General features: G+C 41.0%; 17 protein-coding genes, 1 tRNA gene and 1 other annotated feature. Of the genes, 8 read left to right on the forward strand and 10 right to left on the reverse strand.

The annotated features are described in order from the left end of the window. Nucleotides 1-25: 25 nt before the first annotated feature. The 6 genes from ENLAB_RS06525 to ENLAB_RS06550 form a co-directional block, all read right to left on the reverse strand. Entirely contained in the window at nucleotides 26-880 is an 855-nt protein-coding gene (locus ENLAB_RS06525; protein ID WP_077452288.1) for a MetQ/NlpA family ABC transporter substrate-binding protein, read from the reverse strand. A 44-nt stretch (nucleotides 881-924) separates the two neighbouring features. Beyond that, complete coding sequence (locus tag ENLAB_RS06530; protein WP_140966487.1) at nucleotides 925-1611, reverse strand: methionine ABC transporter permease; 687 nt, start codon at nucleotides 1609-1611, stop codon at nucleotides 925-927. Beyond that, complete coding sequence (locus ENLAB_RS06535) at nucleotides 1604-2638, reverse strand: methionine ABC transporter ATP-binding protein (protein WP_077452289.1); 1035 nt, start codon at nucleotides 2636-2638, stop codon at nucleotides 1604-1606. Before ENLAB_RS06535 ends, ENLAB_RS06530 begins: the two co-directional genes overlap by 8 nt. Before the next feature lie 71 nt (nucleotides 2639-2709). Next, nucleotides 2710-2959, reverse strand: a binding site (T-box leader). Nucleotides 2960-3036: 77 nt separating this feature from the next. Then, complete coding sequence (locus tag ENLAB_RS06540; RefSeq protein ID WP_010749086.1) at nucleotides 3037-3375, reverse strand: glycine cleavage system H family protein; 339 nt, start codon at nucleotides 3373-3375, stop codon at nucleotides 3037-3039. Further along, nucleotides 3357-3734, reverse strand: a complete 378-nt coding sequence (locus ENLAB_RS06545) for an arsenate reductase family protein (RefSeq protein WP_005233612.1) — start codon at nucleotides 3732-3734, stop codon at nucleotides 3357-3359. Before ENLAB_RS06545 ends, ENLAB_RS06540 begins: the two co-directional genes overlap by 19 nt. Nucleotides 3735-3743: 9 nt before the next feature. Beyond that, nucleotides 3744-4928, reverse strand: coding sequence for an FtsW/RodA/SpoVE family cell cycle protein (locus ENLAB_RS06550; protein ID WP_140966489.1), 1185 nt, complete (start codon nucleotides 4926-4928; stop codon nucleotides 3744-3746). Nucleotides 4929-5483: 555 nt separating this feature from the next. On the opposite strand from ENLAB_RS06550, the gene ENLAB_RS06555 reads away from it, so the two are divergent. From ENLAB_RS06555 to ENLAB_RS06585, 7 genes are read left to right on the forward strand one after another with little or no spacing between them, the layout of a single operon-like run. Next, nucleotides 5484-7427, forward strand: coding sequence for a BglG family transcription antiterminator (locus tag ENLAB_RS06555; RefSeq protein WP_244353154.1), 1944 nt, complete (start codon nucleotides 5484-5486; stop codon nucleotides 7425-7427). A gap of 2 nt (nucleotides 7428-7429) precedes the next feature. Further along, nucleotides 7430-7885, forward strand: coding sequence for a PTS sugar transporter subunit IIA (locus ENLAB_RS06560; RefSeq protein ID WP_005233600.1), 456 nt, complete (start codon nucleotides 7430-7432; stop codon nucleotides 7883-7885). 15 nt (nucleotides 7886-7900) lie between these two features. Continuing rightward, nucleotides 7901-9241 (forward strand): PTS galactitol transporter subunit IIC, encoded by a 1341-nt coding sequence (locus tag ENLAB_RS06565; protein ID WP_016612941.1) that lies wholly within the window; start codon nucleotides 7901-7903, stop codon nucleotides 9239-9241. Nucleotides 9242-9253: 12 nt separating this feature from the next. Continuing rightward, entirely contained in the window at nucleotides 9254-9538 is a 285-nt protein-coding gene (locus ENLAB_RS06570) for a PTS sugar transporter subunit IIB (protein WP_010749080.1), read from the forward strand. A gap of 12 nt (nucleotides 9539-9550) precedes the next feature. Continuing rightward, nucleotides 9551-10399 carry a class II fructose-bisphosphate aldolase gene (locus tag ENLAB_RS06575; RefSeq protein ID WP_194195237.1) on the forward strand — a complete coding sequence of 283 codons (849 nt, stop codon included), beginning with the start codon at nucleotides 9551-9553 and terminating at the stop codon, nucleotides 10397-10399. Continuing rightward, the gene (locus tag ENLAB_RS06580) at nucleotides 10399-11091 is read left to right on the forward strand and encodes a triose-phosphate isomerase (protein WP_096741787.1); all 693 of its coding nucleotides are present in this window, start codon (nucleotides 10399-10401) and stop codon (nucleotides 11089-11091) included. Before ENLAB_RS06575 ends, ENLAB_RS06580 begins: the two co-directional genes overlap by 1 nt. 4 nt (nucleotides 11092-11095) lie before the next feature. Then, nucleotides 11096-11611, forward strand: coding sequence for a YjbQ family protein (locus ENLAB_RS06585; protein WP_008379364.1), 516 nt, complete (start codon nucleotides 11096-11098; stop codon nucleotides 11609-11611). A gap of 102 nt (nucleotides 11612-11713) precedes the next feature. Here the strand turns inward: ENLAB_RS06585 and ENLAB_RS06590 are convergent. After that, nucleotides 11714-11786, reverse strand: a tRNA-Thr gene (locus ENLAB_RS06590). 126 nt (nucleotides 11787-11912) lie between these two features. On the opposite strand from ENLAB_RS06590, the gene ENLAB_RS06595 reads away from it, so the two are divergent. Beyond that, nucleotides 11913-12149, forward strand: coding sequence for a hypothetical protein (locus ENLAB_RS06595; protein ID WP_005227896.1), 237 nt, complete (start codon nucleotides 11913-11915; stop codon nucleotides 12147-12149). A gap of 175 nt (nucleotides 12150-12324) precedes the next feature. On the opposite strand, the gene upp is transcribed toward ENLAB_RS06595, so the two are convergent. From upp to ENLAB_RS06610, 3 genes are all read right to left on the reverse strand, one after another. After that, on the reverse strand, nucleotides 12325-12954 hold the full coding sequence (upp, locus tag ENLAB_RS06600; protein ID WP_005227894.1) for a uracil phosphoribosyltransferase: 630 nt from the start codon (nucleotides 12952-12954) through the stop codon (nucleotides 12325-12327). A 248-nt stretch (nucleotides 12955-13202) separates the two neighbouring features. Then, nucleotides 13203-14447: a serine hydroxymethyltransferase gene (gene glyA / locus ENLAB_RS06605; protein WP_142437369.1), complete on the reverse strand. Its 1245-nt coding sequence runs from the start codon at nucleotides 14445-14447 to the stop codon at nucleotides 13203-13205. Nucleotides 14448-14528: 81 nt separating this feature from the next. Beyond that, a complete protein-coding gene (locus ENLAB_RS06610; protein WP_244353156.1) occupies nucleotides 14529-15557 on the reverse strand; it encodes an L-threonylcarbamoyladenylate synthase in 1029 nt (342 codons plus the stop codon). Between the last annotated feature and the right edge of the window lie 162 nt (nucleotides 15558-15719).

Consider the following 15719-nt stretch of genomic DNA (forward strand, 5'->3'; position numbering starts at 1 on the left):
TTAAAATCATTTTACTATCAGTAAATTATTGTGCGTCAGCATCAACGATTTTCACGGAACCTTGCCATTGTTTTTCAACAAAGTCTTTGATTTCGTCTGAATGCAACACTTCGATCAATTTCTTGATTTTGTCGCTATCTTCATCACCACTGCGGACAGCGATCACGTTGACATAAGGAGAATTATCCGCTTCTAACAAAACAGAATCATCCGCTGGATTCAAATCGATTCCGAATGCGAAGTTCGCATTGATGGCAATTAGGTCTGCTTCGTCGTTTTGATAAGCAGTCGCCAAAAGAGATGGATCGACGTCATGTTTAAATTCTAAGTTTTTCGGATTTTCAGCAATATCATCAAAGGTTGCCGTTTCTGTATCAACGCCGTCTTTTAAGGTGATCAAGTCAGCATCTTGTAAAATCGTTAGGATACGACCCCAGTCAGATTCAGAAGTGGAGGTAAGAACCGTTGCACCATCTTCTAGTTCCGAAATATCAGAGATTCGTTTTGAGTAAAGACCCATTGGCTCGATATGGATCGCACCGGCATTGACAAAGTCATAGCCATTGTCTGCGATTTGTTTGTTTAGATAAGGAATGTGTTGGAAGTAATTGGCATCGATATCACCATTTTCCAATGCTTTGTTTGGCAACACATAATCATCGAAGGTTTTGATTTCAAGGTCAATGCCTTCTTCTGCTAGTAAAGGTTTGGCTTGTTCTAAAATTTCCGCATGAGGGGTAACTGATGCACCGATCACTAATTTTGTTGATTCTCCCTCAGCCGCAGATGAGTCAGAGCTTCCTGAATTTGAGCCCGTTCCGCAAGCAGCTAAAGCGGCAGTTAATAATAACGTTGTTGCAATACCAAAAATCTTTTTCATATCCATTTCCTCCCATATTTTCCACTTTTTGTTCTTCGTTTCATTTACCGTTTGTCGGTGGTCTTCGCAAGGAAATCGCCGACCCCTTGGATAATGAAAACGATAATTAAAATAATCACTGTTGCGACAAGGGTAACAGTGTAATTTCCACGTTGAAATCCTTCTTGCCAAGCCAAAGCGCCTAGCCCACCGGCACCAATCGCGCCTGCCATGGCGGTATAACCAATCATTGAGATCGTTGTGACTGTCAGTCCTGAAATCAATGCCGGAACACTTTCTGGGATCACGATCTTATAAATGATCTCCCAGTAACTAGCGCCCATCGCTTCTGCAGCTTCAATCACACCAGGATTGACTTCACGAAAAGCAATTTCCACCATCCGAGCATAAAACGGCGCAGCCGATAAAACTAATGCTGGGATCGCTGCTTTTGCCCCTAGGAACGAACCGACTAATAACGTTGTAAAGGGAATGATCAAGACCATTAAAATCATGAATGGTGTTGAGCGAAAGGCGTTGCTGATGATGGAAACCACATTATAGAAAATGTTGGCTCCCGCCGTTTGTTTACGCCCTAGTGAATAAAGCGCCAATCCTAGAAGCAAACCGATCACCACCACTAAAACCATGGAGAAGAAAGTCATAAACAAGGTATCTAGGGTTGCTTGCTGCATGTTGGCCCAATCGACTTTTTCAAAATTAAAATAGGTTTCTACAAATGACTTATCCACGTTCAATCACCTCCACGCCTACTTGCTGCTCTTTGAAAAAGGTGATCGCTTTTTCGATCTCATTTGCTTCACCTGTCAATAAGACCGTCAAGCCGCCAAAGGATCCTTCATTGGTTTGTTGGATCTTTCCATAAACGACATTGACATCGATCTGAAAGCGGCGAATCGCTTGTGAAATGACTGGTTCATTGGCGTTGTCTTGTGTGAATGTCAAGGTCACTAAATGCCCTTGCGGATTTTCTCGTAAGAAGGCTTGTCGTAGTTCTTCGACGTCTTCTTCTGGTTCCAAATCTTGCTGAACAAAACGTTTGGTCACTTCCTGCTGCGGGTTACGGAAAACCGATTGTACTGATCCTTCTTCCACGATCTGCCCGTGCTCCATCACCGCGACCTTGTTGCAGATTTTGCGAATGACGTTCATTTCATGGGTAATCAGCACGATCGTCAAATGTAATTTTTTATTGATGGAAAGCAAGAGATCCAACACTTCTTCTGTTGTTTGTGGATCTAACGCACTCGTTGCTTCATCACACAGCAAAATTTCTGGTTCATTCGCTAATGCACGAGCAATCCCGACTCTTTGCTTTTGTCCGCCAGACAATTGTGCCGGATAGGCAGTTTCCCGTCCTTCCAACCCAACTAACTTGATCAGCTCTTGCGCTCGTTGCCGTCGTTTTGCTTTTTCAACGCCTGCCAACTCCAATGGCAATTCGATGTTCTCCGCCACCGTTCGAGACCATAATAGATTAAAGTGCTGAAAAATCATGCCGATTTTTTTGCGGAAGTTTCTCAATTCTTTGTTTTTCAATGCCAAAATATTTTGACCGTTAATGACTACATCTCCTGCTGTCGGCAATTCTAAGCCGTTCAACAAACGAACTAATGTACTTTTCCCAGCACCAGAGTAGCCAACGATTCCATAGATATCGCCTTTTTCCACTTGCAGTGAAACATCATTGACGGCGTGGACAGCCGTTTGCTTTTTGCCGAATGACTTTTTTACATGCGACAATTCGATTAATGCCATGTTATTCCCATCTTTCCTCTTTGGTTGGTTAAACACAAAAAAAGCTTTCATCCTCTGTACATTATACTGTTACAAAGGACGAAAGCACAACTTCCGCGTTACCACCTTGATTTACTGTCGATTCACATCAACAGCCTCGCTCAGTACTTGAATTGCTTCGCATACTGCTGCACTGTAACGGGTGCCTCCCGTGATAGGCTTGTTTCCACTCACCTCTCATGCTCAAAGACCATCTTCCATCCTCTCTCCGTCGCCCATTTGCACCAAACAGGGCTCTCTGTGTACGTTAAGAACATGTACTCTTCTTTTCAAAGCATTCATTTATTGAGCAAATTATAGCAACGTCTTATCCGACTGTCAATTCTTTTTGAAAAAATAGTCGTTTTTACAGATTTGACTTACAAAGCTTCAAATTGACTTGGGTCAACCTCTTTGAAGCTGACCAGCCAAGCATTCATTTCGTCTTCATCATTTAAGGTATCAATGGATTGATCGATTTTTTCATTTACGGAAGAAATCACGCCCGTCAATGGACTTGGAAATTCACTGACTGCTTTTTCCGCTTCTAGCTCAACAAGGGTCTCTCCTTGTTTTAAAGCAGTTCCTGCTTTTTGAATCGAAGCAAACGTGACCGCACCAAGTTCTTCTTGCGCTTCTTTTGTTAAACCGACACAATATTCTTTCCCGTTAAACAAAACCCACAAATTATCTTTTTTTCTTAAGCATTTCTTTTCCATGATTCTAGTAAGACTCCTTCATATTCATTTTCTTTAAATCCATTAATCAAAAAGCGGTCGCCGCTAACTAGTAGTGGGCGCTTGATCAACATACCATCGGTTGCCAGCACATCGGCTGCGTCTTGGGCAGTCATGGTCGGCACTTTTTCTTTTAATTGCAATTCACGGTATTTCATGCCGCTTGTGTTAAAGAAACGGGTTAACGGTGCTTCGCTTGATTGGATCCAAGCCAGCAATTGTTCCGGTTGAGGCGGTGTGGTCACCATATCGATCGCTTCAAAGGGAATCTCGTGCTCTTCTAACCAACGCTTCGCATTTCGGCATGTACTGCATTTTGGGTACCAATAAAATGTAATCATGTGAACTCCTTAAAGTGTTTTTGGTGCGGTCTCAGCTTGATAGCGCATCGATAAAATCAAACCGATCCCAATCATATTGCTTAATAGGGCAGATCCTCCTTGGCTAATAAACGGCAGTGGAATTCCCGTCAACGGTAAGAGACCGATGTTTGCGCCAATGTTTTCAAACACATGGAAGAGAATCATCATAATGATCCCAGTTGCCAAGTAAGCATAAAATTCATTGTTGGTATCGAAACATACGCGGATCATCCGATAGATCAAAATAAAATACAATAAAATGACAAACGCGCTGCCAATAAACCCAAAATTCTCACCGATCACCGAAAAAATCATATCGGATTCTCGGACTGGTACATACACATCGCTGACATTAAATCCTTTCCCGAACATCCCGCCAGAGGCGATCGCCATCAGAGCGTACGCCAATTGGAAGGATTGCCCTTGGGTATCATGAAAAGGATCTAGCCACGAATCGATACGGGCGAACTGGTACTCTTTAAAGATCCCTGTATTGTACAGCAACTCACGACCAACATCGGTAGTCACTAAGAAAATCGTTCCGCCGCCGAGAATCACGAATGCCGCAATCACTGGCACAACGATTCGCCAAGAGATCCCCGACATCAAGAAGACCCCACCGAAAATCGCCAGAAAGACCAACATCGTACCAAAGTCGTTTTGCAAGGTGATCAGGATCAGTACTGGAATCGTGACGGCCAACATTTTCGCAATCAGCAACCCATCTGTTTTCAGATCTCGTTCCCGATGCTTGACATTGTGCTGTGTGACGACTAAGGCCAACATCATAATATAGGCGATCTTCATCAACTCTGACGGCTGGAGAGTAAAGGCCCCAAAACGGAACCAGTTTTTTGACCCTGTCGAGGCAGCCATTGTCCGGTCGTAAAATTTCAAAAGCGCCAACATGACGGCTAATCCGGCTCCATAAATATAGGGAGTCAATTTCCAAAGCCATTTTGATTTGATCTGCATGATAATAATCACCGCAATAATACCTAGCACATACCATAAAGCTTGAAATCCTAACGTTCGCAAAATATTCGGGTTATTTGGATCGTGGGTCAACGCCACATACAAGGACGCCACACCAATCAGACATAATAAAAATACGGGTAGAATCACACCGTAGTCAATTCGATTATCGTTCGTTTTTATTCGTGAATTTTCCATGTCCACACTCTCTTCTGTAGAATCTTTATCCATTATAGTGATATTTGAGGAGAAAAGAAAGGATTGTCCACGAGCATTCACAAAAAATTTAGAAACTTTAATGATTTTCGGGAAAAGAGGGTTAAAAACAATCCGAAATTGTTTAGAATTACAATGAAAGAAGGGCTATATTCTGATTCATATCTGATTAATCAGAGTAAAATGATCGTATATGTACTAGATAGGAAGTTCACCGACATACTTTTCAATGAAAACTCGCTGAATTCGTCTATTCTCCTTACTTAATAAAATATCTTATTATAAGTATTCTTCTTTATTTTAATTATTCTTTACTCAATGTAACCGAACAAAGCAACTTTAAATCAGTCAAAAATTGCCACCTTATTTTCGTTTCAAAGAAATAGCAACCTGTGACTACTTCCCTTAAGTTGCTCAGAATATAAATTGATGCACGACGAGCCTATTTACCACATTAATGTGGTAATGAAATGTTATTTACGCCACCACATAATTTCACTAGAATACAATTAAGGAAGCGCTTCCGGAGGTGAACCAATGATTTTAAATAATCGAGAACAACTACTGTTGCAACTACTATTAGAACAAACGGAGTTTCGCCCTGCCTCTTTTTTTCAAAAGCAGTTAAATGTATCCCAAAAAACGGTTTATAACAATTTAACGACTTTAGAAAAGAAACTAAAAGATTCGGGACTAGCTATCAAAAAAGTACCAAGAAAAGGAATCTTTTTATCTGGTTCTGAATCAGCAAAACAGAATGGTTATCGATTGTTAGCAAAAAAAGAGACTAAACTCGAACTATTTTCACCTAATTATCGTAAAATCTTTATTTTCGCTAACTATCTGTTTTCAGTAAAACCAATGCATTATCAGGAATTCTCTGAATATTTTTATATTAGCAACCAGTCAATAAAGAAAGATGTTGATGAAATCGTTGCTTTCTGTCGATTCCATCAAGTATCAACAAAAATGACTACTAGCGGACTCAAGCTAACCTCAGTTGAATCTGCTGCTCAAAACGTATTCAAATCTTTTTTAGAGAAGTATACCGACGCCAAAGCCAGTGAAAATCTTTTGGTCAACAATCTCTTTGACTCTAAGGTTCTCGATTTAACGAAGAAATTTGTCTCAGACATGACTCAAACAATCGGCCATCCAGTCAATAATTATTCTATTGAATCCTTGAAGCTTTCATTGCGAATTTTTCTTTCAAGACTTCTTATAGATAAACACATTGAAAAACAAGAGCATCTAGTATTTGACGAACTTAGACGAATGAAATTCTATATGATCGCGGTTGATTTTTCTGAAATGATCCAACAGCAACTACCTGTTCAATTTAGTGATACAGATATTCAATATGTATGTTCCTTGTTATTAGCACACGGCATCGAGCCTTTTGGTCAAATGGATGAGCCTCACGAATCTACTATCACAAATTGTACGAAACAAATTATTCAAAAAATGTCACATATGTTAAACGCAGATCTGACACAAGATAAATTATTGCTGCAAACATTATTGGCTCATATCGTTCCCATGATCCATCGATCAAAGACAGGAATTTTATTGAAAAACCCACTGATAAAAAGTATCAAAAAACAATACTCAACAATGTATACATTGACCAAATATGCAATTGGAGATTTAGAGGAGCGATTTCAAATCTTATTAACAGAAGACGAAGTTTCTTTTCTGACGATCCATTTTCAGCTAGCCTTTGAAAAGATAAAAATTACTAACCATATACTAATTGTTTGCCAATCTGGTTTTGCTACATCGGAGTTGATTTTTAACCGTATCAAACAGACGATCGCTGCTGATACCGTATTGGAGATCATTCCTTTGAGTAAACTGGCCAGTACATCTCTTGAAGCTGTTGATCTGATCATATCAACTATTCCATTGGACATTACAGCACCGCCAGTTACTTATATTTCGCCGCTTCCTACTACCGAAGAAATAGGAAGAATCTCAGCAAAGATATCTAATCTTAATGAGAATGAGAAAAATTTTTACTCAAAAAAATACCAGAAAACGACTTTATTACAAAAATATTTAGATCCTACTTTCCTTTTTGTCAAAAAAAAGTTTCGAACAAAAAAAGATGTACTGGATTTTTTAGCAGATGATTATCTGAAAAAAAAGCTTGTTACAACAAAATTTAAGCATTCTCTATTTGAACGAGAGGAACTAGGAAGCACTGGCTTAAAGACGGGAGTAGCCATTCCACATGCTGATCCACATACAGTGAAAGAAACAAAACTTGCTTTTCTCACCCTCGATGCGCCAATTACTTGGGGAGACACAAAAATCCAACTAATTGTTTTGCTTGCGATTGCTGAAGAAAACATGATCGAGGCAAAAGAGTTGATCGCTTCGATTTACGGATTGTTTAACTCAGCCGAAGAAATTCAATGGATCGTTAATAGTCAAACGCAAGAAGAACTGTATCAAAGATTGTTAAGAGGAGGAAATTGATCATGTTTTTTGATCACCAAATCGTGTTACTTGAAAAAGATTCTAAAACAAAAGAGGAAGCTTTTCGACTATTAGCAGACGAACTCATCAAAACTCATTGTGTAAATGATCAGTTCTATCAAAATATCGTACAGCGAGAAGAAACCTTTCCTACAGGTTTAAAAATTAACGGCATTGGGGTAGCGATCCCACATACGGACAGCAAATTTGTTTTACGATCCCAAGTCGCTTTTATGTCACTTGCCTCTCCCCTTTCATTTATTGAAATGGGTTCGCAAGAAAAGAAAATCGATGTATCTCTGTTGTTCATGCTTGCATTGAAGGAACCACATGAGCAATTGGGTATGCTACAAAATCTTATCTCTATGTTTCAAACACCAGGGGTTTTGGAAGCCCTATCCTCAGTAACGACTAAAGAAGCGTATCTTTCGATTATTGAAAAAAATGGACTGCAATAAAAAGGAGGAACAATTATGTTAAATGCATTACAGTGGTTCGTTGATCTAGGTTCAATCGTTGTTTTGCCTATTTTAATTTTTATTTTTGGAATAATTTTGGGAACCAAGCCTGGCAAAGCCTTTACTTCAGCCTTAACTGTTGGTGTCGGGTTTGTTGGATTGAATTTGGTGATTGACCTTCTAAGCAGCAGCTTGGGTCCTGCCGCCCAGCATATGGTTGAACGTCTAGGATTAAATTTGACAACGATTGATGTCGGATGGCCTGCCGCAGCGGCAATTTCTTACGGGACGATTTTAGGAAGTCTTGCCATTCCGATTGGTGTGGTCCTAAATGTTTTACTCATCATTTTAGGGCTGACTAAAGTATTGAATGTAGATATTTGGAATATTTGGCACGCAGCCTTCATCTCTTCTCTGATTTATGCCCTCACTGGAGACTTTGCAATGGGGATCGCGGCCACCGTCATCTATTTGATGATGATTCTTTTAATGGGAGATATTTTAGGTCCGATCATTAATAAGTTCTACGGATTTCCTAATATCACTTTTCCTCATGGTACCGCCGCACCAGGATTCATCTTTGCACTTCCGATGAATTGGCTCTTTGATCGTATTCCAGGACTAAAAGATTGGAAAGCAGATCCAGAAACCATTCAGAAAAAATTTGGTGTCTTTGGTGACTCTACTGTTATGGGCTTTTTGATTGGTCTCATCATGGGAATACTTGCCGGATATGACACAGCAGGTGTCGGCCAATTAGCCGTCCAAACAGGCGCTGTGATGGTTTTGATGCCTAAAATGGTTGCTTTACTGATGGAAGGTCTAACGCCTATTTCTGAATCTGCAAATGAATTCGTCAAAAAACGGTTTCCTGGAAGAGAGCTTTACATCGGTATGGATGCAGCATTATCGGTTGGTCATCCAGCTGTTCTTTCTTCCTCATTGCTGCTAGTTCCGATCACTATTTTGTTAGCCGTAGTTCTACCTGGCAATACGACCTTGCCTTTTGGTGATTTAGCAACCATTCCCTTTCTGATTTGCTTGATGGCTGCTGTTTTTGGAGGAAACATCATTCGAACAGTAATTGCTGGAACGATTTATATGGTAAGCATTCTCTATATTACTTCGTGGGCAGCACCGCTTGTCACTACTGCTGCTCGATCCGCAAACTTTGATCTACAAGGAAACTCTATGATCACTGCTATGGCTGAAGGTGGTTTATGGACCACATTCCTTTATGTCGGCTTAACCAAAATATTAAGCTGGGGCGGTTTAGCCATAATTGGCGTCTCTGTTTTGTTTGGATTGATTTATGTAAATAAAATTCGTCCCAAGAAACAAACATCGAAATTATAGGAGGAAATGATAATGAAAAAACTATTGATTATGTGCGGTACAGGTGTTGCAACTTCAACAATCGTAACAAATAAGGTAAAAGAATGGCTGAAAGAAAAAGGGATGACTGATCAAGTGAAACTGTATCAATCCAAAGTGGCAGATGAGATGAATAAAATTGATAACTATGACATCGTGGTGAGTACAACGGTTGTTCCAGACTCAATCAAAGATCGCGTAATTATGGGGCTGCCACTCTTAACAGGGATTGGTACAGAAGAAATGTACGCGGAAATCGAAAAGAAAATCAAAGAATAAGGAGAATGCCCTATGTTGGTCACAACAAAAGAACTATTCGCACATGCAGAAAAACACAATTATGCATTACCTGCAGCAAATTTTTTCGACTTAACTAGTGCAAGAACATACGCGGAGACTGCTGAACGTTTAAACAAGCCTTTGATATTGGCCTTCGCTCAGTCCCATATGAACATGTTGACTTTAGAAGAGGCTGCCATGATTGGAAAATTTTTGGCAAAGAAAAGCACTGTACCTATCGCTTTGCACTTAGATCATGGTACCGATGAAGAGGTCATCAAAAGAGCCATTCATTTAGGTTTTACTTCCGTAATGATCGATGCTTCTGAGGAGCCATTTGAAGAAAATGTCCGTCGGTCAAAGGAGATCGCCGATTACGCTCATAAAAATGGTGTCGTTGTTGAAGCCGAAATCGGGCACGTTGGGTCGGAAAACAGTCTGGAATCAGCCGTAAATAGTCAATCTATTTACACAGAACCTTCTGAGGCTGTTGCATTTGCCAAATTAACCGGGGTTGATTCGTTGGCAGTTTCTATTGGCACCTCTCACGGACATTATCAAGGGATACCCAAAATAAATTTTGACGTTTTAAAGGAAATACACCATGCCGTCAATGTTCCTCTTGTTCTGCATGGCGGATCCTCTTCTGGCGATGAAAACCTTGAAAAATGTGCCTTAGAAGGTATCCGTAAAATAAATATTTTTACTGACTTTGTCACTGCTGCTATGAATGAAATTCACAAAAATCAACCAAATGACTATTTCGATTTACTTCATTCAGCAAGCAATGGAATGTCCAAGACACTCGAGCACTATTTTACAGTCTTTCATACCAAACCTTATCGTGAAGGAGAAAGCTAATGAAAAAAAGAACTTTAAGAACGCCATTCTTTGTCATCAATCCCAAAGCCTATCTTTATGGAAAACAAGCATTGGCATTGGCAAAAGCTGCTGATGAGTTGTCATCTTTGTATGACATCGACATTCTATTTACTGTTCAGCATGCAGACGTTTCTTTAATTAAACAAGCAACAACACATTTATTCGTCACTGTCCAACATTTAGACGGAATCGGAATTGGTCGTGGAATGGGCTATGTTTTACCCGAAGCAGTGGCAGAAGCCGGAGCTGAAGCTACCTTTTTAAACCATGCTGAACACCCCATGACATTGCAAGAACTGACTAAAGCGATTCAGCGCTCAAATGAATTGGGTCTCTTAACAATTGTCTGTGCGAATTCATTGAGTGAAGCGAGAGCCGCGGCTTCCCTAAAACCCGATGTGATGGTTTGCGAGCCAACCGAACTAATTGGGACAGGACAAACCAGTGATCTTCAATACATGACGGAAACAAATCGTGTTGTTCGGGAAATTGATCCAGAAATCCTGATTTTGCAGGCTGCTGGTATATCTAGTGCTGCCGATGTTGAAAAAGCTTTGTCGTCAGGTGCTGATGGTACCGGAGGGACAAGCGGTATTGTGCAAGCAGATGATCCAGTTCAAACCCTTACAGAAATGATCAAACAAGCGGTGAAGCACAAAAAGGAGGATTAACACTGTGAAATTTTTAAAAGAGCAACTGACGTTAACTTCTAACGGGAATCGAGTGTCTTACCACAACATCACAGAAGAAGTGAAAGCAATGGTTGAAAAAAGCGGAATTTCAAATGGAATCTGTCTCGTACAGTCTCCCCATACGACTTGTTCTGTTATCTTTGAAGAATACATGCATGATACAGACTTTAACGGAGATGAATTTCTTCAAGTTGATTTAAACCGAATTCTCGATAAAATTATTCCTCGTGAACTATCAGAAAATACCGATTATCGTTATCCTGGACCAAAGCATTTAGAATTTTTGATGAGTCTGGACGATCCAAACTACCCAACAGATCCAGCAACGATTTTAAACGGCGATGCACATATTCGCTCGAGTTTTTTCGGTGCAAGCGAAAGTTTTATTTTAAGTAACGGCAAGCTAGAGATCGGCTCTGTAGGCTATATCTATTTTGTTGATTTCGATCAAAATCGTGTGCGAAATAGGACATGCCATGTAATGCTAATGGGCGAATAAGAACAGTTATCGGGTAAATCAGGAAAAATTTAGATTACTTATCGCCTGCAAAAGAAAAACCATGAATCCTCTAAAAGAAGATTCATGGTTTTTCATTTCTTATGCCAGCTGCAGGATTCGAACCTGTGACCTACGCGTTACGAGTGCGTTGCTCTACCAACTGAGCTAAGCTGGCGTTGTATGGCACAAAGAAAATTATATGCAAAAACGATTGTTTTGTAAAGAGGTCTGCTGAAAAAAATCTACTTACTGAAATTTTCCGAAAATTGTGATATAATAGAAGTATCAAGGAGGTTTTTACATGGCAACATTTGGTAAATTCGAAACAACAATTGTCCCGTCACAAGAAGGTTCAACGTTTGAGGTCGCTACTCCTGTCATGTTCACGTTCCATGGGAAGAAACAAACTGGTACCATCACAAAGCAGTTGAAAAACTCTGCGGTGGTCGAGCTGAACGAAACCCCAGAAAACCAGAAATTAGTTTCGCAAAGTAATGGTGTATTGATCATCAATTACAAACAATTAACCAAACTATAACCCGTTTAATGCAAGGAGAAAATCAGTTGATTTTCTCCTTTTTTCATTGTCTGTTTTTTTGAAAAACGCAAAAAAAGCCATGGATAACCGATCGAACCGTTTTGGCTGTCGATCTTCTTCCATGGCGTCATTGACGAGGCAAAACTTCAGTTGCCGTTGTCGTATTTGTATTGATTTATTTTGTACCGAATAGACGGTCACCGGCATCGCCCAAACCAGGAACGATATAGCCGTGTTCATTTAGGCGTTCATCAAGATTTGCAGTGTAGATGTCAACATCTGGATGGGCATCTTGCAATGCTTTCACGCCTTCTGGTGCAGCAACTAAGCAGACGAATTTCATGTTTGAAGCACCACGTTTTTTCAGTGCATCGATCGCCATGATCGCTGAACCACCCGTAGCTAACATTGGGTCAACGATAAATAATTGACGTTCATCGATATCTTCAGGTAATTTTACGAAGTATTCGTGTGGTTCTAGCGTTTCTTCATCACGGTACATCCCGATATGACCAACTTTTGCGGCTGGGATCAATTCAAGGATACCATCAACCATGCCTAGACCTGCGCGCAGGATCGGAATGATCGCTACCTTTTTACCAGATAGTGTTTTTTGTGTTGATTCTTCAATTGGTGTTTCAATCACTAGATCTTCAAGCGGCATGTCGCGAGACACTTCATACGCCATCAACATTGCGATTTCATTAACAACTTCACGGAAAACCTTTGTTCCACAGTTCTTGTCGCGGATCATTGTTAATTTGTGTTGGATCAGCGGGTGATCGATTACTTGAAATTTACCCATTTAAAAAAATCTCCTTTGGTTTTTCTCTTATTTTAAAGCAAATCGGCTCTTGTTACAACCATCTGCCCCAGGCAATGCTGCTTTTCCTCAAAAAAAGGATTGTGTTAGAAGGAAGGAGACAAGACGGCATGTAACACGCCTCTACGTTCATTCTAGCCCCTTTTTCACTTTTGGTGATCAAAGAGCTGGAGCGCAGGAAAAACGCGTGAGACGTCTTGTCTGACCTTAACTTCTGTCACAGTCCCATTTTATTTGTTTTTGTAAAGTGGATAGTTGTCCGTCAATTCTTTGACTTGCGCCGCTACTTCTGCCAAGACGGCTTCATCATTTGGTTTTTCTAAAACTTTGACGATCAATTTCGCCACTTCGACACAATCTTCTTCTTTAAAGCCACGACTAGTGATCGCTGGTGTCCCCACGCGAATCCCACTCGTTTTGAAAGGACTTAATGATTCGAAAGGAATCGAGTTTTTATTGACGGTAATATTGACTTGATCCAGCAAGGCTTCTGCTTCTTTTCCGTTCAAATCAAAGCCACGCACATCGATCAATAATAGGTGATTGTCTGTTGCACCAGAGACCAAGCGGGCTTGTGGTGCTTGGTTGAAGACTTTCGCCATTGCTTGCGCATTGCGGATGACTTGTTCAGAGTACTCTTTGAACGACTCATCTTGTGCTTCTTTAAAAGCGACAGCTTTCGCTGCGATCACGTGCTCTAATGGTCCGCCTTGGATGCCAGGGAAAACGGCACTATTGATTTTTTTCGCTAAGTCTTCATCATTTGTTAAAATCAAACCGCCTCGAGGGCCGCGTAATGTTTTATGGGTCGTAGAAGTCGTGATGTCCGCATAAGGAACTGGGTTTGGATGAAGACCAGCCGCTACTAAACCAGCGATATGCGCCATATCCACCATCAATTTTGCGCCAACTTCATCAGCGATTTCACGGAACTTCGCAAAATCGATCGTACGTGAGTAAGCACTGGCACCGGCAACGATCAGTTTCGGTTGATGCTTGCGCGCCAAAATACGAACGACATTGTAGTCAATGACTTCTGTTGCAGGATCAACACCATAACTAACAAAATTATAGGTCTTGCCGCTGAAATTCACTGGTGAGCCATGGGTCAAATGACCGCCTGCGGAAAGATCCATCCCTAATACTGTATCGCCTGTTTCGATCAACGCTAAATAAGCTGCTGTGTTGGCTTGAGAACCAGAATGCGGTTGAACATTGGCATATGCCGCACCGAAAATACTTTTCGCCCGTTCAATTGCTAAGTTTTCTACCACATCAACAAATTCACAACCGCCATAGTAACGACGACCTGGATAACCCTCAGCGTATTTATTTGTCAAAATACTACCTTGCGCAGCCATTACACCTTCTGAAACGATATTTTCAGACGCAATCAATTCCAAATTGTTTTGTTGACGATTCGTTTCTTTTTCGATCGCTTGCCACAATTCGGGATCAAACGTTTGATAATCCATGCTTACAACACCCCTTTACCTTAATGGTAGCATTGTATCACATTTCTTCATAAGCTACCTATAATGAATTCTGGTTTTTTGCTAATTTTCTTGAAAGAAACTTTGATTTGCAGCTTTTTTCAACCGATTCATATAAGCAGCCCCTAAGCCGCTTTCTGGAAACGTGGGTGCAAATAAGATATCTAGCTCAGCAATCGATTCATCTAACGCCCGTAACCCCGCAAACAGCCCTTTTGTCGCGGCTTCCACACTGTCATCAAAAAATAAATAAATGGCTGCCGCTTCAAAGCGGACTTGCTCGGCGATCGTCGGTCCAGCTAAAACACCTACCTTAAGCTGCTGTTCTTTTGCCCAAGCCATGGCTGCCGACCAATCTTGGTCATTGACCATCATGACGTTAGTATTCGGTGCATAGTGCTTGTATTTCATGCCTGGCGCTTTGGGTGCTTCACTTTCTGTTACTAAGTGCTGATCGACGAGGACTTTCGTTTGTAAGACTGCTTCAAGCTGTTCTTTAGAGATCGCACCAGGGCGTAAGATGACCGGCGGCGCCGTTGGGTCACTCAAATCTAAGACTGTTGATTCGACACCGATCTGCGTCACCCCATCATCCAAGATGCCAGCAATTTTGCCTGCCAGATCATGCTGAACATGCGCAGCTGATGTTGGGCTTGGTTTACCAGATGTATTCGCGCTAGGACCAACCAATGGCTGTTGGGCTTGTTTGATCAACGCTAACGTCTTGGTGTTGTTGGGCATCCGAAAAGCCGCTGTGGATAAGCCGCCAGTAACGATGCTAGGTAAACTGTCTTTTTTGATCGAAAAGATCAAGGTTAAGGGCCCCGGCCAGAAAGTTTCCATCAATTTATCAGCGAAGGGATGCTTGTTATCCACAAACGGTTCCAACTGCTCTGGCTCGGCAATATGAACGATCAAAGGGTTGTCACTAGGTCGTCCTTTGACTTGATATACTTGCGCAACAGCATTGGGCAAAAGCGCGCTAGCCCCTAGTCCATAGACGGTTTCCGTCGGGAACGCCACTAATCCCCCCTCAGCTAAAATAGCTGCTGCTTCGTTTAACTGTGATTGATCAAAAATTTTTGTTTCCACAATTTATCCACATCCTTTTTTGAGAAGTTTCCACACTTATCAACATTTCCTGGTTTCTTTTCCACATTTTGTGGATAAGTCGTTTGTCAAGTGTGGATAACCCTGTTTATAACTCGGTTTATTTAGAAGTCGTTCATTTCATAAGGTTTTTGCAATTTTTCC

This window comes from Enterococcus innesii, from assembly GCF_022846515.1.
Lineage (GTDB): Bacteria > Bacillota > Bacilli > Lactobacillales > Enterococcaceae > Enterococcus_D > Enterococcus_D innesii.